Origin of the sequence: Pseudooceanicola sp., assembly GCF_029213205.1 — a bacterium.
Classification (GTDB): Bacteria; Pseudomonadota; Alphaproteobacteria; order Rhodobacterales; family Rhodobacteraceae; genus Pseudooceanicola.
This window is the reverse complement of sequence record NZ_JARGNH010000003.1, coordinates 111,366-134,884: the sequence shown is the minus strand read 5'-3', so window position 1 is coordinate 134,884 and position 23,519 is coordinate 111,366. Positions and strand designations below refer to the sequence as shown.

The window sequence follows — 23,519 nt, the reverse complement described above, 5'->3', positions numbered from 1 at the left end:
GCATGTATGACTATATCATCGTCGGCGCCGGATCGGCGGGCTGCGTTCTGGCAAACCGGCTTTCGGCGGATCCGAAGACGCGGGTTTGCCTGGTGGAGGCTGGCACACGCGACTGGAACCCGATGATCCACCTGCCGCTTGGGCTGGCGATACTGGCACGCATGAAAAAGCTGAATTGGGGCTACGCCACCGCCCCCGAGGCCGCGTTGAATGATCGCCGCCTGTATTGGCCGCGGGGCAAGACCCTGGGCGGGTCCAGTTCGATCAACGCGATGATCTACATCCGGGGCCATCCCGCAGATTACGACGGCTGGGCCGCCTCCGCTGGCCCGGCGTGGTCCTGGCAGCGCGTGCGCGACCTTTTCCTGAGGATGGAAGGCAACACCGCCCGCACGGACCCGCATCACAACACCAACGGCCCGCTTTCGGTCAGCAATCTGCGCGCGGTGAACCCGATGAGCCGCGCCTTCGTGCAGGCGGGTGTCACCTGCCAGCTTCCCGAAAATCCCGACTTCAATGGCGCTCGACAGGAGGGTGTCGGCCTGTATCAGGTCACCCAGCGCGACGGCAAACGTCTCAGCGCCGCCCGGGCCTTTCTTGATCCGATCCGGCAGCGGTCCAACCTGACGATCAAAACCGGGGCGCAGGTCGAACGCGTCCTTTTCGAAAACCGGCGTGCCATCGGCGTGCAGCTCGGGAGGCGAGTGCTGAGGCTAAACCCGGGCGGCGAGGTGATCCTGTCGGGCGGTGCGGTGAATTCTCCGCAGCTCTTGATGTTGTCCGGCATTGGTCCGGCCGCCGAGCTGGCGCGACATGGCATCCCGCTGCTTCACGACGCCGTCGAGGTCGGCAAGAACCTGGCCGATCACCTCGATATCAGCGTCATGTCCTCCACCAGAGGCCGCGAACCCATCGGTCTGGCGCCGCGCTTTCTGCCGCGCGCGATCAAGGCCGCTTGGCAGTTCATGACCAGAAATACCGGTGAACTCACCTCCAACGTGGCCGAAGCCGGGGGGTTCGCCAAATCCGACCCATCCCAGCCCCGCCCGAACCTGCAGTTCCATTTCATTCCGGCCTATCTGCGGGACCACGGGCGCCGGGTTTCCTGGGGCTACGGGATTACCCTGCATGTCTGCAACCTCCTCCCCAAGAGCCGTGGCCGTATCCGGCTGGCCAGCGCCGATCCATTGTCACCACCGAAGATCGAGGCCAATTATCTGAGCCACCCCGACGACATCGCAACCCTGCTGAGCGGTCTGAAAATCGCCCGGCGCATCATGGCCGCGCCTGCCTTGGCGCTGCGGATCAAGGCCGAAATCGTGCCCGGCGCGGCCCTGCAATCGGATGCCGCGCTGATCGCCGATATCAGAGCCCGCGCCGAGACCATCTATCACCCGGTCGGAACCTGCCGGATGGGGCAGGATTCTGCGTCGGTTGTCGATCCGCAAGCCCGGGTGCGTGGCGTTCAGGGCCTGCGGGTCGTCGATGCCTCGATCATGCCGAATCTAATTGCCGGAAACACCAATGCGCCTACGATGATGATCGCGGAAAACGTCGCCGACATGATGCAAGAGGTTGAGGGCCTGGATATCTAGGCACCTGGGTTGCAGCGCATTCCATACCCTCTATCCGCAGGGTTGCAGCATATGACCGGCCAGCCGCTGCCGGGCCGGTGCCGGGGTTGGGCGCCAGCCCGTCGGCGCCGCGCCGGGTGATGGCGTCGAGGACCAGGCCAAAGGGATCGCCTTCTAGACCGAGACCTCGGCCATCAACCGTTCCTTGGCGATATCGCCCTTGGCGCCGGAGGCGGTCACCGCACCGCGTTTCATCACGTAGAAACGATCCGCCAGCCCATAGGCGAATTCGAAGTATTGCTCGACCAGGATGATCGCCATGTCGCCGCGGTCGCGCAGGTATTCGATCACCCGGCCGATCTGCTGGATGATATTGGGCTGGATGCCCTCGGTCGGTTCATCCAGCAGCAGCAGCTTCGGCTTGGTCAGCATCGCCCGGGCAATCGCCAATTGCTGTTGCTGGCCGCCGGACAGATCGCCACCGCGACGACCGAGGAAATCCTTGAGGATCGGAAACAGCTCGTAAATCTCATCTGGAATATGGTGTTCGGATTTCGGCAGACAGGCAAAGGCGGTTTCCATATTCTCCTTGACCGTCAGCAGCGGAAAGATCATCCGCCCCTGCGGCACATAGCCGATCCCGGCGCGGGCCAGCTGATGCGCGGGGGCGCGGCCCAGATCGACCCCGTCCAGCGTGATGGTGCCGCCCGAGCGCATGTGGGTTCCCGAAATCGCCTTGAGCAACGAGGTCTTGCCGACCCCGTTGGTGCCCATGATGCAGGTGACCTGACCGGTCGCCGCCTCGATATCGATGCCATGCAGGATTTGGCTCTGGCCGTAATGCAGGGTCAGGTCGGTCACGTTCAGCATGGTTCAGCGCCCCAGATAGACATCAATCACCTCTTGGTTGGCCGTCACATGATCGAGGCTGCCTTCGGCCAGGACCGATCCTTCGTGCAGGACGGTGACCTTGCACTCCAGGCGGCGGACAAATTCCATGTCATGTTCAACCACCACCACGGCGCGGCTCTTGGCCGCTTCCTTGAGGAGATCGGTGGTGTGTTCGCGTTCGGCCAGGGTCATCCCCGCCGCCGGTTCGTCAACCAACAGAAGCCGTGGCTCCTGGGCCAGCAACATGCCGATTTCCAGCCATTGTTTCTGGCCATGGCTGAGCTCGCCCGACTTGCGGGCCAGCGCGTCGGCAAGGCCGATCTGTTCGGCCAGCGCCTCGACCCGCGTGCTGTCCTTGCGGGCCGGGCGCCAGAACAGCACCGGCACCGGGGCGCGTGGGTTTTGCAACGCCATCATCAGATTGTCGCGCACGCTCTGATCCTCGAACACCGTCGGGCGCTGAAACTTGCGGCCGATTCCGGCCTGGGCAATGCGCGCCTCGGACATCTTCAGCAGGTTCTGGGTTTTTTCGCCCCAGAGCACCTTGCCCGAGTCAGGCCGGGTCTTGCCGGTGACGATATCCATGAAGGTGGTCTTGCCGGCGCCGTTCGGCCCGATGATCGCCCGCATCTCGGCGCTGCCGATCTGAAAGCTGAGGTTGTTGATCGCGCGGAAGCCGTCAAAGGTGACCGAGACACCCGAAACTTCGAGGAGATTGCTCATTCGCGGCCCTCCGATTCCTGCAGCGATCCAGTGTCCGGCCCGTAATCGGCGCCGTGCCGGTTCGGAACCAGTCGCCCGGCGATCAGATCGACCAGCCCGCCGATGCCCTTGGGTGCGAACAGGGTGACCAGGACAAAGCTGAGGCCGAGCAGCACCAGCCACCAATCGACCCAGTCGATGGTATAAAACCCGAGCCGGATCGACGGCACCAGCCCGCCGGTGAACCAGGTCGAAACCAGGCTGACCAAGGCGGCGCCGATGACCGCGCCATAGAGCCGACCGCGCCCGCCGATTGCCACCCAGACCGCCAGATAGATCGAGGCGATCGGTGCCACCTCGCCCGGGTTGATGATCCCGGCCTGCGGATAATAGAGCGCCCCGGCAATCGCTGCGATGATGGCCGTGAGCGTGAAGATGAACAGCTTGTAGCCCTCGACCGAATAACCAAGGAAGCGCACCCGCGCCTCGTCGTCGCGAATGCCACGCACCACCGAGCCGAACTTGCCCGAGACCACCCAGGCGGCGAGCAGATAGCCGAGGCCCAGCGCCAGCGCCGAGGCCCAGAGGAACCAGATCGAGATGAAATCCTGTGACGCGGTGACCCCGGGCAGGTTTTGCAGGCCGGACAACCCGTTGTTGCCACGCAGTCCGGATTCATTCTGGAACAGGTAGAGCGACAGCGCCAGGGTCATCGCCTGGGTCAGGATCGACAGATAGACGCCAGTGACCCGGCTGCGGAACGCCAGCCAGCCAAAGACCAACGCCAACAGGCCCGGGACCAGCACCACCAGCGCCATCTGCGCCCAGAAACTGTGGGCAAACATCCAGATCGCCGGGAAATCGGCGCTGCCGACCACCCCGAAGATCTGAGTGCCGATGGCATCGCGCAGCTCTTGCGGGGTCGCCGGGATCGGCGCATTGGCCAGACTCTGCACGATGATCAGCTCGGTGCGCGCATACATCAGCCACATGCCGATCATATAGCCGCCGAGCCCGAAAAAGGCGAAATGGCCGAGGGACAGGATGCCGCAATAGCCCCAGACCAGATCCATCGCGATGGCCACCAGGCACAGGCACAGGGTCTTGCCCAGCGTCTTGACGAAGGAGGTCGAGATGAAGGCGCTGCCATAGGCATGGCTGAGCAGAGTTATGGCAAGGGTGAAACCGGCCAGGCAAGCGAGGAAGATCAGCAGTGACGGGTTGCGGAAGATGAAGCTCTGTCTCATTTCGGATGGCTCCAATTGCAGCGGTTGGCCCCCTCACCCCGACCCTCTCCCCCCTGGGGAGAGGGAGTTGGATGGGGAGCGCATGTGGCGCTTTGGTGGGGGTGGTGTGACGCTGGGGTCGCGGCTTTGGCCCCCTCACCCCGACCCCCTCCCCGGTGGGGAGAGGCAGATGGAGGGGGGGCGCAAGGGGGGGCGCTGCCCCCGCGCCTTTGGCGCTCCCCCGGGATATTTTTGACCAGAGGAAGCAGGCGGAGTGGCGGCTGGTCGCGGTTGGCGGCGGCTCTGAGCATGGTCAATCTCCCGCAGCCCGGCCCTTGAGCGCGATGATGCCGCGTGGCCGGAACTGGATGAAGATGATGATGAAAACGATCATGTAGGTCTGTGCCGCCAGGGTGTTGGAGGGGTTGAACCATTCGATGCCCTTTTGCAGAAAACCGATCATCGTGGCGCCCAGCAGGGTGCCCCAGATATTGCCGACACCCCCGACCACCACGGTCATGAAGCTCTGCACGATGTAATCGGCGCCGAGCTCTGACGTCACCTTGGCGTAGAGTCCGATCGCCACCCCGGCGATGCCGGCGATGCCGGAGCCGAGGCCGAAGGTCAGCATGTTCACCCGGTCCGGGTTGATCCCCATCGAGGCGGCCATTTTCGGATTCTGGGTGACGGCGCGGGTTTCCAGGCCAAGGCGGGTCTTCTTCATCAGGAACAGGAAAAAGCCGAGGAAGATCAACGCCAACACGAAGATCGCGATGCGGATATAGGAAATGCTGACCACGTCATTGATCACCATCTGCCCGTCGAGCCAGGCGGGTGAGGTCAGCGGCCGGGCCTGGGTGCCAAAGATGTTCTTGGCCAGCTGCTGCAGCGCGATCGAGATGCCGAAGGTGGCGAGCAGGGTTTCCAGCGGCCGTGCATAGAGCCAGCGGATCACCAGCCGCTCCATCGCCACCCCGGCGGCGAACGTTACGGCAAAGGCGCAGGGAATCGCGACGATCAGCGACAGCGTGTAATCCGGGATCACCTGCTGCACGACATAGCCGGTATAGGCGCCCATCATGATGAATTCGCCATGCGCCATGTTGATCACCCCCATCACCCCAAAGGTGATCGCCAGGCCAATCGCGGCGAGGAAGTAGATCGAGGCCAGCGACAATGCGTCGAGCGCCAGATCGAGGCTCTGATTGATTCCGACCTTCAGTTCGATCGAGCGCAGGGTCTCTTGGGCGGCATCGGTGACAGGCCTGGCCGGTTCAGCGAAGGTATCAAAGAACACATGTGCCGCGAGGGCGGCGTCAATCTCGGTGCCGGTGGCCGCTGCGGGGGCCAGCCCGGCGACAACCAGACCGGCATAGGCGCGGTCGCGGGCCGCCGGGTCGTCAAGCGCGCTGACCGCCACGCCGCCGGATGAGCCAGCGTTGATATTGGCGATCAGCGCGGCGCGTTGATCGGCGATGGTCAGCCGCGCCGGGGCCAACCCGGCGGCGATCAGCAGGTCATAGGCCTCGGTCCGGCTCAGCGCCTCGCCGCCCGGGCGCAGGATCCGCGCGACATTCATGTCTTGCGGCGGAACCGAGCCCGGCGCGGCCCGGCGGGTGGTGGCGGTGATCGGGTTCAGCGCGCCGCGCACATCGACCCCAAGGTCACCGGCGAAATGGCGGATGGCGGCGATCCGCTCGGCGTCGGTTTCGCCAAAACGGATGGTCATCAGCCGTTCCAGCCGCTGTTTGCGGGACTTCAGGGCGGGATCGGGTTCGCTGTCGATACTGGCCCGCAGCGCCGGCAATTGCGCCGCCTCGCCGATCCGCGCCAGCGCGTCCAACGCCGCGCCACGGCGGGCCGGATCGGGATCGCTCAGCTGAAACTTGACCAGGCTCAGGGCGATCAGCCCCTGGATGCCGGAATTCGGTTTGATCTGTTTGAAATCGGATTTGGGCAGGTTGCCGATCTGGGTGCTGTCGGCAAAGTCGAACAGGGTCAGATCAGATCCAGCCACCTCTTCGACATAAAAGAACAACCCGTCGGACTTGCGTTGCCACATGTCACGGGCGCCCCATTTTTCCAGCACCAGCTTGGCGGCGGGCAAACCGCTGTCGCGGATCGCGTCGATGGCGGGCTGTATGGATCTGCGTGAGGATTTTTCAATCGTCTCGCGATGCTCTTGCAGCAGGGCCTGGATCGGGGCCTGGATCGGGGATGGTGTCGGCGTCGTCTGGGCCACGAGCGGCATGGCCGAAACGGCGAGCAGCATCAGGGCCGCGCGGAGGATGCGGTTCATTTTGGACCTGCTCGGGTAAGTTGGGAGCATTTGCGAAGGCAGAGGCAGTGACCTGGCGGGGATAGTCCCGCCGCCAGGTCGGGATCAATGATCCGATCAGTAGTTGGATTTCTGCTGAACGCAGCTGCTGGTGGCGGTGTTGTACATGCCGCAATCCAGGTCGTTCCAATCCGATTTCAGCACCGCGGATTCCGGCAGGAAGTCGGTCCATGCGTCGCCGGGAACCGGCTCGGTCGCCGAGATGATGTCGAATTGACCATCGGCCTGGATTTCACCGATCAGAACCGGCTTGGACAGGTGGTGGTTGGTCCCCATCACCGCAGTGCCGCCGGTCAGGTTCGGATATTCCTGGCCCCACATCGCGGCGCGCACGGCGTCGACATCGGTGGTGCCAGCGGCTTCGACGGCATTCACCCACATGTTGAAGCCGATGAAATGCGCTTCCATCGGGTCATTGGTCACGCGTTCTTCGCCAGCAAAGGCTTTCCACTGTTTGATGAACGCGGCGTTGGCGTCGGATTCAGCAGATTGGAAGTAGTTCCAGGCGGCCAGGTGACCGACGAGGTTGGAGGTGTCGAGACCCGACAGCTCTTCTTCGCCGACCGAGAAGGCCACGACGGGGATGTCGTCAGCCGAGATACCGGCGGCCGCCAGTTCTTTGTAGAAACCGATGTTGGCGTCGCCGTTGATGGTCGAGATCACACCGACCTTTTTGCCGTCAGCGCCCAGCGCCACGACGTCGGCGACGATTTTCGACCAATCCGAGTGACCGAAGGGCGTGTAGTTGACGAAAATGTCTTCGGCCGGGATGCCTTTGGTTTTCAGGTAGGATTCCAGGATGTTGTTCGTGGTGCGGGGATAGACATAGTCGGTGCCCAGCAGCGCAAATTTCTCGACGCCCAGCTCTTCAAGATAGTAATCGGTGGCCGGGATTGCCTGCTGGTTCGGTGCGGCGCCGGTGTAGAATACGTTTTTCGAGGATTCTTCGCCCTCATATTGCACCGGGTAGAACAGCAGGCCGTTCAGCTCTTCGATCACCGGCAAAACCGATTTCCGCGACACCGAGGTCCAGCAGCCGAACATCACATCGACATCCGAGACGGTCAGCAATTCGCGGGCTTTTTCAGCAAAGAGCGGCCAGTCAGAGGCCGGGTCGACAACCACGGCTTCGAGTTGCTTGCCCAGGACACCGCCCTTTTTGTTCTGCTCATCGATGAGCATCAGCATGGTGTCTTTCAGCGTGGTTTCAGAGATCGCCATGGTGCCGGAAAGCGAATGCAGAACGCCAATCTTGATCGTGTCCGCGGCGAAACCGGCGGTGCTCAACATCAGCGACCCGGCGGCAGCGCCCAGCATGGTTTTCAGAAATTGCGACATGATAACAAAGTATCCCTTATGAATATCGCCTTCGCGGAAACGGGTGTGTGACGATTGCAGCCGTCACGATCCCCCCTTAAGTCCCCGGGCGACGTCTTGTTGCGTCACTGCGGCGGCGGGCGTGTCTGGCTAGTCAGCGTGCCGTCGCAGTTTTTCGGTGCGCCATGTGGCGCGACACTCACCAAAACCGCTTTGCTGCAGCTGGGAAATCGGGCGGGCGCTGTCCGAGGTGGAGAATCGGGGATCTTGCCTGAATAATGGGCGATGTTTCGGTCGGCGCCTGATAATTGGGCAGCTCGACTAATCAACCTGCCCAAAAACCTCTCAACCCAAGCGTGAAACCACCGCGAGTCGTGCTTCCTTAAGGTCAACATTCGGGGGCCGGGATGGCTCTGAAACGGGTCAGAACACCGCCAAAAAGGTCAGGATTCGGCCGACACTTGGGAATCGGGCATCTCGAAATCGGGCAATGCGTCAAAGGCATCGCGCAGCGCCCCGCCCCAGCCGTTCGAGATCAGTTCGAAATAGGGATCGTCACGCTCGATCCGGCCAATCCGACCGGTGCAGAGCGAGTCACGCGCATAGACGTGCCAATCCAGCGGCAACGCCACTGACAGGTTCGCCTTGATGGTGCTGTCAAAAGACACCAGCAACAGCTTGATCGCCTCTTCAAAACTCATCGCGGGATCATAGGCGCGCAGGATGATCGGGCGGCCATATTTGGTCTCGCCAACCTGAAAGAACGGCGTGTCCTCGCTGGCCTCGATGAAATTGCCCTCAGGATAGATCAGATAGAGCCGGGGTTCGCCGCCCTTGATCTGACCGCCCAGGATCAGCGTCGCGCCAAAGGCGCTGTCAGCGCGCATGCCGGCATCGCTGTGCGCAGCGATCACCTCTTTCAGCGTCGCGCCCACCAGCTGTGCGACCTGGAACATCGATTCACATTGCAGAATATCCGGCGCCCGATCCGAGGGACGCTTGGAGCGTTCCTGCAGCAGGCTGACCACCGCCTGGGTGGTCGCCAGATTGCCGCTGGTCATCAGAGTGATCGAGCGGTCGCCGGGGGTCGCAAAGGTGAACATCTTGCGAAAGATTGACACGTTATCGACGCCGGAATTGGTCCGGGTATCGGCCATGAACACGATCCCGGCCTGCAATTGGATCCCGACGCAATAGGTCATCGCTTTGGCTCTCCTGGCCCGTGAGTCTGCGAGAGCACTCTATTGCTGAACTTGCAAGGAAACGCAAAGCTCCTCTTCGGCCACACCTTGCCGCAGGCCATGCACCGGCGCCGCCTCGGAATAATCGCGCCCGATGGCGACCCGGACATAACGATCATCCGGGCAGACCTCGTTGGCGACGTCAAACCCGACCCAGCCGAGCCCGTCCACCCAGACCTCGCACCAGGCATGGCTGGCCTCCTGGTCGGTGGCCCCGTCCATCATCAGATAGCCCGAAACATAGCGCGCCGGGCGCCCCATCAGCCGGGCGGCGGCGATCATCACATGCGCCTGGTCCTGGCACACTCCCTGTGCGGCGGTAAGGGCCTCTTCGGCGCTGGTGGCGACGCCGGTGCTGCCTTTGGTATAGGCCACCGCTTCGCCGACCGCGGCGCAGAGGTCGTGCATCGCCTGCAGCTGATCCTCTTCGACGGTCTTGCCCAGGTCGCGGACCAAGCGCCGGATGGTTGCGCCCGGCGCGGTGGCATCGGTTTTCTGTTGAAACAGCCACAGCGGCGTGATGCTGCGGCCCTTGCCGATCACCCCGGTGCGGTCTTCGATCTCGACCTCGCCCTGGCTGATGATTTCAACCTTTTGCGACTCCTGCATCGACAGCAGATCGACATGGTTGCGGAACTGGTCCTCGAACGACAATTCGCGATTGGCACCACTCACCTCGAGCGACCAGGACAGAACCTTTTGCCCAATCGATTCACGCGGGGTCAGACGCAGCTGTTGCAGCGCGTAATGCACCGGCCGGTCATAGGAATAGACCGTTTTATGAGAGATTTTCAGACGCATCGCACCCTGTCCCATTGTTATCGGGTGAATCGGAAATCCTGCTGGATCTGACTGGCGAGCCGCGCGGTGCCACCGATACTGGCCTCAAGAAACTCGTGCAGCCCCTCGTCAAAGATCGACTCGATCTCGCAATTGTCGAGGCGGGCATAGGCCTCTTGCGCCATTTCCAGACAGGGCAGTTCGCCAACATGGTTCTGCGCCAGATAGCGCAGGTTGCCGCTGATCTTGGAATAGCAGAACGCCAGCGACCGTGGCATCCGCCGGTCCAGGATCAGGAATTGCGCAATCGCCATCGGCGTGGTCTCGGCCTCGTTCAGCCAACGGAAAGACCGGAAGGCCGAGACCGAGCGCAGGATGGTTTCCCATTGCGCATTGTCCATGCTCGACCCGATGAAGGCCGCCGAGGGCAACAGCACATAATATTTGACGTCAAGGATCCGCGCGGTGTTGTCCGCCCGTTCGACAAAGGTGCCAATGCGGGCAAAGTCAAAAATCTCGTTGCGCAGCATGGTGCCGTGCAGGGCGCCGCGCACCTGACTGGAATGCTGCCGGATCGAGGCCAGAACCTGCGCCAGATTCTTGACCGAAACCGGTCGCGCCAGGATCTGCTTGATGTTCATCCAGGCCTCGTTGGTGGCCTCCCAGACCTCGGACGACAGGGCGGTGCGCACCATCCGCGCATTGGTGCGGGCGCCGTCAAACATCGACATCACCGAGGATGGGTTGTCCTTGTCGCGCAGCAGGTAATTGATCACCTGCGCCTGCTCGAAGGTGTCGAACTTTTCCAGATATTGTTCGCGCACCCCGGTGGTGCTGATAATGCTTTCCCATTCCGTTTCCGCGCCATCCGATGCGGTCAGCGCGATCCGGAATCCGGTGTCCAGAAGGCGCGCGGTATTCTCGCTGCGTTCCAGGTAACGGAACATCCAGAACAATCCACCTGCATTGCGTCCCAGCATGGCCATTAATCCCCCAGGACCCAGGTGTCTTTGGTGCCGCCGCCCTGGCTGGAATTCACCACCAGCGATCCCTCTTTCAGCGCCACCCGGGTCAGCCCGCCGGCGGTGATATAGATCGACTTTGGTGAAACCAGCACGAAGGGGCGCAGGTCGACATGGCGCGGCGCCAGGCCGGATTTCGTCATGATCGGGACGGTCGACAGGGCCAGCGTCGGCTGGGCGATGTAATTGTCCGGCTTGGCACGCAACTTGGCCTCGAATGCCGCCAGTTCCTTTTTGCTGGCAGCGGGGCCGACCAGCATGCCGTAACCGCCCGATCCATGCACCTCCTTGACCACCAGCTCTGGCAGATGGTCCAGCACATAGGCCAGGCTGTCGGGTTCCGAGCAGCGCCAAGTCGGCACGTTTTGCAGGATCGCCTTTTCGCCGGTGTAGAATTGCACGATATCCGGCATGTAGCTGTAGAGCGCCTTGTCATCGGCGATCCCGGTGCCCGGCGCATTGGCGATGGTGATATTGCCTGCGCGGTAGACATCCATGATCCCCGGCACCCCCAGCAGGCTTTCGGGATTGAAATTCAGCGGGTCAAGGTAATCGTCATCGACCCGGCGATAGATCACGTCGATGGGCTTGTACCCCCGGATGGTGCGCATCGCGACCCGGCCATCGACGATCCTGAGATCCGAGGCCTCGACCAGCTCGGCGCCCATCTGATCGGCCAGAAAGCTGTGTTCGAAATAGGCGGAATTGTGGATCCCCGGGGTCAGAACCGCCAGGCAGGGTTTGGAGCCGGTAAAGCCCGGCGGCGCGGATTCCGACAGCGAACGGCGCAGCTCCATCGGATAGTTGCTGACCGGCCGCACCCGCATTTTCGAGAACAGATCAGGGAACATCTGCAGCATCGTTTCGCGGTTTTCCAGCATGTAACTGACCCCGGACGGCGTGCGGCAATTGTCCTCAAGCACATAGAACTGGTTTTCGCCGGTGCGCACCAGATCGGTGCCGACGATATGGGTATAGACGCCGCCCGGCGGCGACACCCCGATCATCTGCGGCAGGAATGCCGCGTTGTTGGTGATGATTTCCCGTGGCAGCCGACCAGCTTTCAGGATTTCCTGCCGGTTGTAGATATCGGACAGAAAGGCGTTGATCGCCCGCACCCGCTGTTCGATGCCGCGTTCCAACTGTCGCCATTCCTGGGCGGCGATGATCCGCGGCACGATATCAAAGGGGATCAGCCGTTCGTCGGCGCCCTTCTGACCATAGACATTGAAGGTGATGCCGATCCGGCGAAAGAAGGTTTCGGCCTCGGTCGAGGTCTTGATCAGCGATTTCGGGTCTTCGCCCGCAAACCATTCGGCGTAATCGGAATAGGGTCGCCGCGCCATGCCAGCGCTGTCGAGCATCTCGTCGAAGAATTCGATTCCGGTCATTCCGCCTCGTCTTCTGGTGGACACTTCAGGTTTTGGCTGACCGCAGGTAATCGGCTTGTCTCATCCCCACGCCAGCCCATGAGTTGATCCTGCGCCATTTCCAGCATCCGGCACAAGGGTCACGTCAATTCCCCCCCATGATAGCGGATAAACCACTTTCTCATATGATATTTTTTTCAGCATCTTCGCGGTTTTGGCAGGTTTCACCGCCCCGGTAACGTGGCGTCAACCCGTCGCCGTTCCGGTCAGGACCAGACAAAGCAGCGCCCCGGATCAGCCCGGCGCGCGGGTCAGTGCGCGGCGCAGGGCGACCTGATAATTGGCCTCGAAGCTGAGCGATATGGGGGCGTCCGGAACCAGCTTTTGAAAGGCGTGATAGGCGCCCGGCACCATCAGGAATTCGCAATCCACCCCGGCGGCCAGCAGACGGCGGGCGTAATCGAGGTTTTCCTGCGCAAACAGGTCGATCGACCCGACCCCGATCCAGGCCGGGGCCAGCCCGGCCAGATCGTCGCGCCGCGCCGGAACCGCCTTGACCGGCACATCGGCGCCGCCTGCGGCCTGATCCAGATAGGCGGACCAGCCGTAGCGGTTCGAGGTGTCGGTCCAGACCAGACACTCGGCTTCCGCAGGCACCGGGTCCTGGCCGCTACGGTCGTCGAGCATCGGATAGACCAGCACCTGCAGCAGCGGCGCCGGCCCGGCGCGGTCGCGCGCCATAAACGCCATCGTCGCGGCCATGCAGCCCCCGGCGCTTTCGCCCAGAAGCGCCCAGCGGCTCGGATCGACCCCCAGATCCTGCGCATTGGCACGCAGCCAGCTCAGCGCCGCCCAACCGTCCTCGGGTCCGGCGGGAAACGGTGCTTCGGGCGCCTTGCGGTAATCGACCGACACCACCACGCAATTCAGCTCGCGCGCCAGCTGACCGTTGCGTTCATGGCCCATCTCCGGCAAGCCGACGATCAGACCGCCGCCGTGGAAATGCAGGATCGCCGGGCGGTCCTCGCCCTCAGCCTCGGGTTGATAGACCAGCACCCGCACCTGCGGCGCGCCGGTCGGGCCAGGAATATGGCGCTCTTCATAAATCACCCCGGGCAGCGGGCCGATCGGCAGCACCGCGTCGCGGCGGACCTCCCGTGCGGCGGCCAGATTGTCGTCGCTGAACCGGGTGGCGGTAAAGCCCTCGAGCCCGATCAACAATTCCTCATGCACCGGTCCGATCATCTGCGCCCCTTCCGACTGTTACCCGGCAATCAGAGCCTGTGCGGCGGACAAGGTCAACTGTGTCGCAAAAACACGCCCTGAACCGCAGGGGCGCGGTGTCGCTGGTGGCACAAACCCGCGCTTTTTCGCCCAAGTCGGGCCAGCGCCGGACTAAGTGATCGGATACGCTGGTCAGTGCCCGCAAAAGTGCTATCTATGCTGAAAATGATCAACACAGATCGCTGAGGCAGCAGGCCCCATGTTTCGCCCCCTCCTGGCCGCTTTGGCCGCAGGCTTATTTTCCGTCACCGACCTGTCGGCGGCGACGGTCGAGGTGAAAGCCGAGGGCGCCGACAAGGCCTTGTTGAGCGCGCTGCGCGACGCCTCGCTCAGCGTCGGGGCAATCGCCCGCGAGGTCAGTGACGGGCAAGAGCTGCTGGCCGCGGCCCAGGCCGATTACAAACGCATGGTCGCCGCGCTCTATGCCGCCGGGCGCTTCGGCGGTGCCGTATCGATCAAGGTCGACGGGCGCGAGGCCGCGGCGCTGTCGGTGCTGAACAAACTGCCCGAGATCGACCGGATCGAGATCGCCGTGACCCCCGGCCCGGCCTATCGCTTTGCAGAGGCGCGGATCGCGCCGCTGCCCGGCGGCGCGACGCCTGCACCGGGCTTTGCCGTCGGCGCGCTGGCGACCACCCCGGCGATGCGCAAGGCCGCCGAGGCCGGGGTGACCGGCTGGCGCGAGATTGGCCATGCCAAGGCCAGGGTTGCGGGCCAGCAGATCACCGCCAACCATACCAAGACCGAGATCCGCGCGTCCATCGCGCTCGACCCCGGCCCGCGCCTGCGCTTTGGTGCCACGCAGATTGCCAGCGACGCCACCCCGAGCAAGGTGCGCCCCGAGCGGATCCGCGCCATCGCCGGGATCGAAACCGGCACCCAATTCTCCCCCGATGAGGTCGCCGCCGCCGAACGCCGCCTGCGCCGCACCGGCGCCTTTCGCTCGGCGGTGGTCAGTGAGGCCGAACAGCCGAACCCCGATGCCAGCCTCGACATGATCGTCGCAGTCGAGGATGCCAAGCCGCGCCGCTTTGGCTTTGGCGTCGAGGCCAGCACCACCGAGGGCGCTTCGGTCACCACCTATTGGCTGCACCGCAATCTGCTGGGCGGCGCCGAACGGTTCCGGGTCGATGCCTCACTCAAGGGGCTGGACACCGGGACGCTGGGTGGCGACACCGACGGCATTGATTACGGGATCACCGCCTCGCTGATCCGCCCGGCCTTTCGCCACCCGGACATGAACCTGCGCTTTGCCGCCAATCTGCAGCATGTCGACGAACCGGCCTATTGGTCGAACCTGGCCGAGGCGACAATCGGCGTGCAGCGCTTTGTCAGCGAGGAGATCACCCTCGACGCCGATATCGGCCTGCGGCTGGCGCATGTCTCGGACGCGTACGGCACTCGCAATTTCAACCATCTGATCGGTCGCGCCGCGATCACCTGGGACCGGCGCAACAATGACCTTGATCCGACCCGGGGCTTTTTCCTGAACGCCGAGGCCAAGCCGTTCTTTGGTCTTGACGGCTCCGACACCGGGGCGCGGCTGTTCACCGATCTGCGCGCCTATGTGCCGCTGGGCAGCGACCGGTTTTCACTGGCCGGACGGGTTCAGGCCGGGTCAGTGGTGATGGCGCCGCTGTCCGGGACCCCGCCGGAATACCTGTTCTTTTCCGGCGGTGGCGGCACCGTGCGCGGCCAGGATTATCAATCGCTGGGCGGCTCCACCATCGCCGGGCAGCAGGTTGGCGGGCGCAGTTTCCTCGGGCTGTCGGGCGAGGTGCGGGCCAAGATCACCAGCAAGATCGGCCTCGTCGGCTTTGTCGATTATGGCTATGTCGCCGCCGATACCCAGTTTGGCGGCGGCACCTGGCATGGTGGCGCCGGCCTCGGCGGGCGCTATTACACCCCGATCGGGCCGATCCGCGTCGATGTCGCCGTGCCGGTCACCGGCCCCTCCGGCCTTGGCGTCTATGTCGGCATCGGGCAGGCATTCTGATGCGCCGCGCTGGTCTCGCCCTGGCCCTGATCCTGGCCCTGATCCTGCCCATGGCGCCGCCGTCGCTGGCGCAAGATGATGATGGCGAGGGGTTCCTCACCCGGTTGATCCAGGACAGCCTCTCTGGCACCGGCCGGGTGGTCGACATCACCGGATTTGAGGGCGCGCTGTCGTCGCGGGCAACGCTGAAGCGGATGACCATCGCCGACGACGATGGCATCTGGCTGGAATTGAACGACGCGGTGCTGGACTGGACCCGCGCGGCGCTGTTGTCGGGCCGGTTGGAGGTGCGCGAACTCAGCGCTGCCTCGATCACCCTGACCCGGCTGCCCAAGGGCGAGGCCACCACCAAGCCCGAGGCCTCGGGCTTCTCCATTCCCGATCTGCCGGTCTCGGTCACCATTGGCGCGGTGACGGCGGGCAAGGTCAGCCTCGGCGCCGCAGTGCTGGGCGAAGCGGCGGACTTCACCCTCTCCGGCGCGCTGTCTCTCATCGACGGTGGCGCGGCGGCGGATATCGTGGTGACGCGCAGCGATCAGCCCGGCGATTTCTTGCTGAAAGGCGATTATAACCCCGGTGCCGCTACTCTGGCGCTGGATCTGCAGCTGCGCGAACCCGCCGACGGGCTGGCGGCACGGATGCTCGATCTGCCCGGCCTGCCCTCGGTCGACCTCAGCGTCACCGGCGCCGGACCGCTGGATGATTTCAAGGCGGTGCTGGCGCTCAACACCGACGGCGACGACCGGTTGAACGGCCAAGTGACCCTGACCGGCACCAGCGACGGCGGTCATGGCTTTGCCGCCGATCTCGACGGCGATGTTACCGCGTTGATCCTGCCGCAATACCGTGACTTCTTTGGCCCCGAGGTGACGCTGCATGCCGATGGGGTACGGGCCGCGGACGGCGCGCTGACATTGGCCGATTTCGACCTGCGCGCCGCGGCGCTGAGCCTCGCTGGCGCGGGCCAGATCGACGCCGCTGGCCAGCCCCACGCCTTTGCCCTGACCGGGCGGATCGCCAGCCCGGACGGTGCAGAGGTGCTGTTGCCGTTCGGCACCGGGATCAACCTGCGCGATGCGCTGATCGAAGCCCGGTTTGACGCGGCCCAAGGCGATGCCGTCAGCGGGCGTTTCGACCTCGCCGGGCTGGACCTGCCGGGCTATGCGGCAGAGCGGATTGCACTGACCCTGGATGGCCGCATCACCCTGGGTCGCGACCCTGCCTTTGACGCCGCGCTGAACTTTGACGCCAGCGGCCTCAACGCCGATGACCCGGCGCTGGCGCAGGCGATCGGCGCGCAGCTGACGGGGCGCACCGGGATGACCTGGCAGGCGGGAACGCCGTTTCGCCTGACCGGGCTAGAGCTGAACGGCGCAAGCTATGGTGCGGTGCTGGACGCCAGCCTGGCACCGGGCGACGGCACCCTGCTGATCGACGCCAAGGGAGGGCTGGATGCGCGCGACCTCTCGGCCTTTGCGGCGCTGAGCGGCACCGATCTGAGCGGCGCGGCGGGGCTGGAGCTGACCCTGGCCGCCGATGCCCTTGGCGGCACCTTTCACCTGACCGCCGCAGGCGACACCACAGGCCTCTCGACCGGGATCGCGGCGCTGGACCCGTTGCTGACCCCGCCAGCCAAGCTCTCCCTCGACATCGCGCGCAGCACCGAGGCGTTGGACATCACCCAATTCGACCTCAGCAATGCCGAGTTGTCGCTGCAGGCCTCGGGCCAATTGGCCAGCCAGTCCGGCAGCATCGGCTATGCCGCCCGGCTGGAAAACGCCGGGATCTTCACCGGCGGCGACAGCGGCCCGGTCACCCTGGATGGCGCGGTCGAGATGGGTGCCGAAGGGCTGCGGATCCACGGGCTCGGCGGCGGGCGCGATCTGAAGACCGGCATGGCACAGGCTGACCTGCTGCTCGGCGGCGAAGCGAGTTTTCGATATGACGTGATCGCCGGGAAACAGGTGCTCCTGCGCGACATCCGGTTGAAAACCGATGCGGTCGACCTCTCCGCCCGGGGCGATCTGACGGCGGGCCAGCGCCGGGTGGATTTTGCCGCGGGGCTGAACAATTCGGCGCTGTTCACCGGCGGCACGGCCGGGGCGATCCGCCTGAGTGGTGTGGCCCAAGAGGGCACCGACGGCTGGCATGTCACCGCCGATGGCGGCGGGCGCGACATCGGCATTGGTAGCGCCGCCGTGGATGCGCTGTTTGCCGGGGAAACCACGCTGGCGCTGGACCTGCGCGCCGGGGAGCAGCTGCTGCTTGAGCGGCTGGCGCTGACCACGGCCGAACTCGATATCGCGCTGAATGGCAATCTGACCGCCGGCGCGCGCCGGGTTGAGGCCACCGGACGGCTGGCGAACACCGCGCTGTTCACCAAGGGCCGGGCCGGGCCGCTCGACTTCACCGCCAGCGCGACGCAGGCGGGCACCGCCTATGCGCTGCAGCTTGATGCCAAAGGCCAGGACATCGGCATCGGCAATCGCGCGGTCGATCCGCTGCTCGCCGGAATCAGCACCGTCAGCGTCCGTGCCCAGCTGGACGGCGGCACGCTGACGCTTGAGGAGGCCCGGTTTGACGGCACAGCGATTGCGGCCAAGACCAGCGGCAGCCTCTCAGCGGCTCTGATCGACCTCGGCTTTGACGCCCGGCTTGACGATGTGGCGCGGCTGACCACCGGGTTGAGCGGACCGTTGAGCCTGTCCGGCCGGGTCAACCGGGCGGACGGCGCCACAAGCCTGGAACTGCAGGCCGATGGCCCCGGCGGCATCGCCGCCAGTATCGGCGGTCAGGTGGCACTGCCCGGCGGCGCGGTGGACCTCGATATCAAGGGCCAGGCGCAGTTGGCGCTGGCCAATGCGCTGATCGCGCCGCAATCGGCGACCGGCGCCGCCACGTTCGACCTGCGCCTTGACGGCCAACCGGGGCTGGCGGCGCTGTCCGGGCCGCTCAGCCTGGCCGGTGGGCGGCTGGTCCTGCCGGAATTGCAACTGATCGGCGAAGCCCTTTCCGGCACCATCACCCTGGCCGCCGGGCGCGCCGATCTGGCGCTGACCGGCAGTGTTGGCGGCGGTCGCCTGAGCGTCTCGGGCCCGCTGCAGCTGAGCGCGCCCTACCCTGCCGACCTCGGCATCCAGCTTGCCAATACCCGCATCGAACGCAAGGGGCTGCTGTCGACCCGGATCAACGCCGATCTGGCGCTGAACGGCCCGGTGGCGGCGGGCGCCACGCTGAGCGGCCTCATCGGGTTGAGCGATACCGAAATGCGCATCCCCTCAGGCGGGTTCGGCGGCGTCGAGGCGATTCCCGAGATCACCCATATCGGTGAACCCTCGGCCAGCCGCCTGACCCGCAGCCGCGCCGGGCTGATCAGCGACGGCAGCAGCAGCGGCGGCGGCGGCGGTACGCTCAACCTCGATCTGCTGATCCGCACCGATCAGTCGATGTTCATCCGCGGCCGCGGCCTCGACGCCGAAATGCGCGGCGAACTGCGGGTGCTGGGCAGCAGCGCCGATGTCCGCCCGGTCGGCCAGATCGACCTGGTGCGCGGTCGGCTCAACATCCTGACCAAGCGCCTCGACCTGGTCGAGGGGCGGCTGCGCATGGCCGGGGCATTCGATCCGCTGATCCGCCTGGTGGCCCAGCATCAAAGCGCCGATTACACCATCGACATCACCGTCGAAGGCAGCGCCTCGGCGCCCGAGGTGACCTTTGCCTCGCAGCCCGACCTGCCCCAGGACGAGGTGCTGGCACAGCTGTTCTTTGACCGCGACCTGTCGTCTCTGTCGATCCTGCAGGCGGCCAAGCTGGCGGCGGCGGTGGCGGAATTGACCGGCTCGGGCAATGAAGGGGTGGCGGGCAAGATCCGGTCGGCCTTTGCGCTGGATGATCTGGACGTCAACCAGACGGCAGATGGCGAAACCACGCTCAGCGCCGGGAAATACATCACCGAGAATGTCTATACCGATGTCGAGGTCACCTCGAATGGCGACACCAGCCTGTCGATCAACCTTGATGTCAGCGACAGCATCACCGCGCGCGGCAAGGTCACCGATCGCGGCGACACCGGCATCGGGCTGTACTTTCAGAAAGACTATTGAACCCGGGCAGGTTCAGCCCGCCGGTTCCCCGGCGATCTGGTCGTAAAGATGCCAGGTGGCATGACCAAGCAGCGGCAGGGTCACGAACAAACCCAGGAATCCCGGCAGCATCGCGACAAAAGTCGTCAGGGCGATGAACACGCCCCAGGCCAGCATCGGCACCGGGTTCAGCGTGACCGTGGTGAAAGAGATGATCATCGCGGTGACGAAATCGACCTCGCGGTCCAGCAGCAGCGGCAACGCAATCACGGTGATCATGTAAAGCAGCAGCGCGAATCCGGCGCCGACGATGGTGCCGACCGCCAGCATGGTCAGCCCGTTGATGGTCAGGAACACGTCGTAGGAGGATGAGACATTGGTCATCACCGACAGCCCCATGAACAGCGCAAAGATCATATGGCCGATGAAGAACCAGAACAGAAACAGAAACACGATGATGGCGCAGAGCGAGGGCAATTGCCGACGGCTCTGCCGGGTCACCACGGTCAGGATCGGGCCAAGCGCCAGGCTGCGCTGCTGTTCAATGCGCCGCGACACGTCATAAAGCCCGACCGCCGCAAAGGGACCGATCAGCGGGAAAGACACGGCGGCGAAGATCAGCCAATAGCTCTGCCCGGTGGCATAGGTGATCCAGACCAGCAGCCAGCCGATGGCCACATAGGGCGCCGAAAAGACCAGCCCGTGCAGCGGCGCCCGGGCCATGTCGCGCAGCGCCCGGCGCAGCGCGGTGGCCAGCATCGCGAAATCGACCTTGCGGATCGGCGGCACGCCGGATTTCGGGGTGTCAGGCATCGGGCCTCCTCCTGCTCTCTGCGCTCAGGAGACCGGTTTTCGGCCCACCAAACAATGATTTTCGCGATGATCGCCGCAAAGCCCGCGCCAAAGCGCCCGATACGGCTATTGCCGGACCAATGGCGCCAGCGCCGCATCCTCGCGCAGCCAGACCGCCAACGCATCGCGAACGGCACCGGCAACACGCGCACGAAACGCCGGGTCGTTCAGGTTGGCGCGGTCGCGCTTGTCCGATAGGAACCCGACCTCGATCAGCACCGAGGGGATATCGGCGGCCTTCAGCACCGAAAATCCGGCCGAGCGCTGCGCGTGCGAATTCAACGGTGCCCCGGCGGCTCGCAGGGCGGCGACCAGCGCATCGGCCAGCCGGTCGGTGCGCGGCCGGGTTTCCAGCCGCGCCAGGTCAAGCAGCACATCCGCCACCTCGTCAGCCTTGCCCGACAAATCGATGCCTGAAAGGATATCGTCGCGATCATGGCGCTCGGCCAGCTTGGCCGAGGCCGCATCCGTGGCGGTGTCCGACAGGGTGTGGACCACCGCACCGCGCGCCCGCCCCTCGGCCAGCGCGTCGGCATGCAGCGACAAGAACACATGGGCACCGACTTCATGCGCGATCTCGACCCGGCGTTCGAGCGAGACAAAGCTGTCGTCGTTTCGGGTCAGCACCACCTCGATGCCCCCGGCGCGGATCAGGGTTTCCGACATTTCCCGGGCCAGCGCCAGCATCAGGTCTTTTTCCACCAGCCCTTCGCGTTCGGCCCCCGGATCGATGCCGCCATGCCCGGCGTCAATCACCACGACCAGCGGCCCGCTGCGCCCCTTGGGTGGCGCCTTGCTGCCATCCTGCGCCATCGCCCAGCCGGGACCATCCGGCGGCGCGCCTGAGACGGCGGCGAAATCGGCGACGGTGGCGGGCAGGAACCGCGCGGTCAACCGGGCGCGGCCGCTGTCCTCTGCAATACTCATCCCGGTGCGGTCCAGCGCCAGCGGCCCGGCCAGATCCAGCACCAGCCGCGACCAGCCGGGCCGGAACACGCCAAAACGCAGATCGGTGGCCCGGTCAGCATTCAGCAGCGCCCGCTTGTCGACGCCGGTCCAGTCGACCTCGCGGAAATCGAACACCGCACGCGGCGGATCGGTCAGGGTAAAGGCCCGCCAGGGCACCCCCTGGCTGAGGGTCAGCTCGACGCTCAGCCCGGCACCGGCATCGGTGATCTGGCTCTGGCTCATGTCGACGCGGGCCAAGGCGGTGAAATCCCGCTCTTGCCCGCTTAGCGGTGCCGTTGTGGCCAGTGCCAGCACCAGCGCGCCCAGAATGTGATGGATCAGCCTGCTCATGTCCCTGCCTTGAGGCGGTGTTGCCGCGCAACTTAGCCGATCCCGCCGGACTTGCGAAGCCCGGGCGATCACAAGTTTGCGCTTACGGTCGCCCGACACGGCGCTAGACTGCGTCGCAACGATAGGAGGAGGAGAAAAGATGTTTCAGGATTTGACCCGAACCGCCGCCCCCGGCAGCGCCCTGGCGGCAATGGCGCCGCAGCTTGATATGCGCCTGATGCTGCGCGCGGGCGACACCGACACGCTGGTCACCATCCGCGAAGGCGCGGTGACCGCCACCGACAGCGGCCCGCATGTGATGGCCTCCTGAGATACAAGGCTGGCCGCCGCGCCCGAGGCCTGGGCCGAATTCCTCGCACCTCTGCCGCGGCCCGGCTATCACGACATCTTTGCCCTGCTGCGCGCCGAGGCGATCCGGTTTGAGGGCAACCTGCTGCCGATGATGCAGAACCTGCTTTATATCAAACGCCTGCTGGCGTCGCTGCGCCCGGAGGTGGCGCAATGAGCATCCGTATCGAACCGATCCTTGGCCGCTACGCCCATATCGACATCGAAGGCGTGTCGCATCGCATCTATTGGGAGGAAGCCGGCCAGGGCATCCCGCTGGTCTGCCTGCACACCGCAGGCAGCGACGGGCGCCAGTTCCGCGCGATCCTGAACGATCCCGAGGTGACCGCACAGTACCGTGTCATGGTGTTCGACATGCCGCGCCACGGCAAATCCAGCCCGGCGCCAGGGACGGTGGATGACGAGTATGCCCTGACCTCCGAAACCTATGTCGCGCAGATCATGGCGTTTTGTCAGGCGATGGGTCTGGAGCGCCCGGTCGCCATGGGCTGTTCGATCGGCGGACGGATCGTGCTGCATCTGGCCAAACGCCATCCAGAGGCGTTCCGCGCCCTGATCGGCCTGCAATGCGCCGCCCATGTGCCGCGCTATTACGACGCCGACTGGCTGGACCGCCCCGACGTGCATGGCGGCCGGGTCTGCGGCTCCTTTGCCGACGGGCTGATGGCCCCGAACAGCCCGCTGACACATAAGGACGAGACCCGTTGGCATTACATGCAGGGCGGGCCGGGCGTGTTCAAAGGCGATCTGTTCTTTTACCAGATCGACGGCGATTTCCGGGCCGAGATCGACAAGATCGACCTCTCGAAATGCCCGCTGCACCTGCTGACCGGGGAATATGATTTCTCCTGCCGGCCCGAGGACAGTCAGGAACTCGCCGCCCGGCTGGGGATCGAGGTGACAGTGATGCCGAAGATGGGCCATTTCCCGATGTCGGAAAACCCGGAGGTGTTTCTGACCTATCTGAAACCGGTGCTGGAGGAGATCCGCAAGGCAGGGTGAGATTGGGGCGGCGGCACACAGGCGCGGACTCACGGGCCGCAGGCCGCCGGGCATCGCCCCTTGCCCGGCGGGCGATGGCTTGCAAGCGCCGAAAAGGGGGCCGCCCCGCGAACACGGCGGCGCGCGGCTTGTCGCCAAGCTTGCCAGGGCTGGTCTGCGAATGGACGAAGCCGAGGCCACAAGAACACGTCCGAT

Annotated in this window: 17 protein-coding genes; 5 read left to right on the top strand and 12 right to left on the bottom strand. The window is 64.7% G+C overall.

Going from position 1 to position 23,519, the window contains the following annotated elements:
* The first annotated feature begins 2 nt into the window (after positions 1-2).
* A complete protein-coding gene (locus P1U48_RS04255; protein ID WP_301067572.1) occupies positions 3-1,595 on the top strand; it encodes a choline dehydrogenase in 1,593 nt (530 codons plus the stop codon).
* Between the two features lie 153 nt (positions 1,596-1,748).
* Here P1U48_RS04255 and urtE read toward each other — a convergent pair whose 3' ends face one another.
* The 10 genes from urtE to P1U48_RS04205 all read right to left on the bottom strand — a co-directional run bounded on the left by urtE (position 1,749) and on the right by P1U48_RS04205 (position 13,706).
* Complete coding sequence (gene urtE / locus P1U48_RS04250) at positions 1,749-2,444, bottom strand: urea ABC transporter ATP-binding subunit UrtE (protein WP_301067570.1); 696 nt, start codon at positions 2,442-2,444, stop codon at positions 1,749-1,751.
* Between the two features lie 3 nt (positions 2,445-2,447).
* Entirely contained in the window at positions 2,448-3,188 is a 741-nt protein-coding gene (gene urtD / locus P1U48_RS04245) for an urea ABC transporter ATP-binding protein UrtD (RefSeq protein ID WP_301067568.1), read from the bottom strand.
* Positions 3,185-4,414 (bottom strand): urea ABC transporter permease subunit UrtC, encoded by a 1,230-nt coding sequence (gene urtC, locus P1U48_RS04240; RefSeq protein ID WP_301067565.1) that lies wholly within the window; start codon positions 4,412-4,414, stop codon positions 3,185-3,187. The genes urtD and urtC overlap by 4 nt, the downstream gene beginning before the upstream one ends.
* 292 nt (positions 4,415-4,706) lie before the next feature.
* Complete coding sequence (urtB, locus tag P1U48_RS04235) at positions 4,707-6,692, bottom strand: urea ABC transporter permease subunit UrtB (RefSeq protein ID WP_301067562.1); 1,986 nt, start codon at positions 6,690-6,692, stop codon at positions 4,707-4,709.
* A gap of 96 nt (positions 6,693-6,788) precedes the next feature.
* Positions 6,789-8,069, bottom strand: coding sequence for an urea ABC transporter substrate-binding protein (gene urtA / locus P1U48_RS04230; protein ID WP_301067559.1), 1,281 nt, complete (start codon positions 8,067-8,069; stop codon positions 6,789-6,791).
* A 422-nt stretch (positions 8,070-8,491) separates the two neighbouring features.
* The gene (locus P1U48_RS04225) at positions 8,492-9,250 is read right to left on the bottom strand and encodes a proteasome-type protease (protein ID WP_301067557.1); all 759 of its coding nucleotides are present in this window, start codon (positions 9,248-9,250) and stop codon (positions 8,492-8,494) included.
* 39 nt (positions 9,251-9,289) lie between these two features.
* Positions 9,290-10,090 (bottom strand): transglutaminase family protein, encoded by an 801-nt coding sequence (locus P1U48_RS04220; protein ID WP_301067555.1) that lies wholly within the window; start codon positions 10,088-10,090, stop codon positions 9,290-9,292.
* Positions 10,091-10,107: 17 nt separating this feature from the next.
* Positions 10,108-11,049: an alpha-E domain-containing protein gene (locus P1U48_RS04215; protein WP_301067553.1), complete on the bottom strand. Its 942-nt coding sequence runs from the start codon at positions 11,047-11,049 to the stop codon at positions 10,108-10,110.
* A gap of 5 nt (positions 11,050-11,054) precedes the next feature.
* Complete coding sequence (locus tag P1U48_RS04210) at positions 11,055-12,482, bottom strand: circularly permuted type 2 ATP-grasp protein (RefSeq protein ID WP_301067550.1); 1,428 nt, start codon at positions 12,480-12,482, stop codon at positions 11,055-11,057.
* A 273-nt stretch (positions 12,483-12,755) separates the two neighbouring features.
* Complete coding sequence (locus P1U48_RS04205) at positions 12,756-13,706, bottom strand: alpha/beta hydrolase (protein WP_301067547.1); 951 nt, start codon at positions 13,704-13,706, stop codon at positions 12,756-12,758.
* A gap of 238 nt (positions 13,707-13,944) precedes the next feature.
* Here P1U48_RS04205 and P1U48_RS04200 point away from each other — a divergent pair, with 238 nt between their 5' ends.
* Together P1U48_RS04200 and P1U48_RS04195 are read left to right on the top strand one after the other, a co-directional pair.
* Positions 13,945-15,741 (top strand): BamA/TamA family outer membrane protein, encoded by a 1,797-nt coding sequence (locus tag P1U48_RS04200; protein WP_301067546.1) that lies wholly within the window; start codon positions 13,945-13,947, stop codon positions 15,739-15,741.
* Positions 15,741-19,844 (top strand): translocation/assembly module TamB domain-containing protein, encoded by a 4,104-nt coding sequence (locus P1U48_RS04195; protein WP_301067543.1) that lies wholly within the window; start codon positions 15,741-15,743, stop codon positions 19,842-19,844. The genes P1U48_RS04200 and P1U48_RS04195 overlap by 1 nt, the downstream gene beginning before the upstream one ends.
* Positions 19,845-19,856: 12 nt before the next feature.
* Here P1U48_RS04195 and P1U48_RS04190 read toward each other — a convergent pair whose 3' ends face one another.
* Together P1U48_RS04190 and P1U48_RS04185 are read right to left on the bottom strand one after the other, a co-directional pair.
* Positions 19,857-20,636, bottom strand: a complete 780-nt coding sequence (locus P1U48_RS04190) for a DUF2189 domain-containing protein (RefSeq protein ID WP_301067541.1) — start codon at positions 20,634-20,636, stop codon at positions 19,857-19,859.
* Positions 20,637-20,741: 105 nt separating this feature from the next.
* Positions 20,742-21,974 carry an N-acetylmuramoyl-L-alanine amidase gene (locus tag P1U48_RS04185; protein ID WP_301067539.1) on the bottom strand — a complete coding sequence of 411 codons (1,233 nt, stop codon included), beginning with the start codon at positions 21,972-21,974 and terminating at the stop codon, positions 20,742-20,744.
* Positions 21,975-22,113: 139 nt separating this feature from the next.
* Here P1U48_RS04185 and P1U48_RS04180 point away from each other — a divergent pair, with 139 nt between their 5' ends.
* A complete protein-coding gene (locus P1U48_RS04180; protein ID WP_301067537.1) occupies positions 22,114-22,284 on the top strand; it encodes a hypothetical protein in 171 nt (56 codons plus the stop codon).
* Positions 22,285-22,475: 191 nt separating this feature from the next.
* Positions 22,476-23,324, top strand: a complete 849-nt coding sequence (locus P1U48_RS04175; RefSeq protein ID WP_301067535.1) for an alpha/beta hydrolase — start codon at positions 22,476-22,478, stop codon at positions 23,322-23,324.
* Positions 23,325-23,519: the final 195 nt, after the last annotated feature.

Coding starts and splice junctions, on each gene's coding strand:
- P1U48_RS04255 (WP_301067572.1), top strand. CDS start 3: ATGTATGACTATATCATCGTCGGCGCCGGATCGGCGGGCTGCGTTCTG.
- urtE (WP_301067570.1), bottom strand. CDS start 2,444: ATGCTGAACGTGACCGACCTGACCCTGCATTACGGCCAGAGCCAAATC.
- urtD (WP_301067568.1), bottom strand. CDS start 3,188: ATGAGCAATCTCCTCGAAGTTTCGGGTGTCTCGGTCACCTTTGACGGC.
- urtC (WP_301067565.1), bottom strand. CDS start 4,414: ATGAGACAGAGCTTCATCTTCCGCAACCCGTCACTGCTGATCTTCCTC.
- urtB (WP_301067562.1), bottom strand. CDS start 6,692: ATGAACCGCATCCTCCGCGCGGCCCTGATGCTGCTCGCCGTTTCGGCC.
- urtA (WP_301067559.1), bottom strand. CDS start 8,069: ATGTCGCAATTTCTGAAAACCATGCTGGGCGCTGCCGCCGGGTCGCTG.
- P1U48_RS04225 (WP_301067557.1), bottom strand. CDS start 9,250: ATGACCTATTGCGTCGGGATCCAATTGCAGGCCGGGATCGTGTTCATG.
- P1U48_RS04220 (WP_301067555.1), bottom strand. CDS start 10,090: ATGCGTCTGAAAATCTCTCATAAAACGGTCTATTCCTATGACCGGCCG.
- P1U48_RS04215 (WP_301067553.1), bottom strand. CDS start 11,049: ATGCTGGGACGCAATGCAGGTGGATTGTTCTGGATGTTCCGTTACCTG.
- P1U48_RS04210 (WP_301067550.1), bottom strand. CDS start 12,482: ATGACCGGAATCGAATTCTTCGACGAGATGCTCGACAGCGCTGGCATG.
- P1U48_RS04205 (WP_301067547.1), bottom strand. CDS start 13,706: ATGATCGGACCGGTGCATGAGGAATTGTTGATCGGGCTCGAGGGCTTT.
- P1U48_RS04200 (WP_301067546.1), top strand. CDS start 13,945: ATGTTTCGCCCCCTCCTGGCCGCTTTGGCCGCAGGCTTATTTTCCGTC.
- P1U48_RS04195 (WP_301067543.1), top strand. CDS start 15,741: ATGCGCCGCGCTGGTCTCGCCCTGGCCCTGATCCTGGCCCTGATCCTG.
- P1U48_RS04190 (WP_301067541.1), bottom strand. CDS start 20,636: ATGCCTGACACCCCGAAATCCGGCGTGCCGCCGATCCGCAAGGTCGAT.
- P1U48_RS04185 (WP_301067539.1), bottom strand. CDS start 21,974: ATGAGCAGGCTGATCCATCACATTCTGGGCGCGCTGGTGCTGGCACTG.
- P1U48_RS04180 (WP_301067537.1), top strand. CDS start 22,114: ATGTTTCAGGATTTGACCCGAACCGCCGCCCCCGGCAGCGCCCTGGCG.
- P1U48_RS04175 (WP_301067535.1), top strand. CDS start 22,476: ATGAGCATCCGTATCGAACCGATCCTTGGCCGCTACGCCCATATCGAC.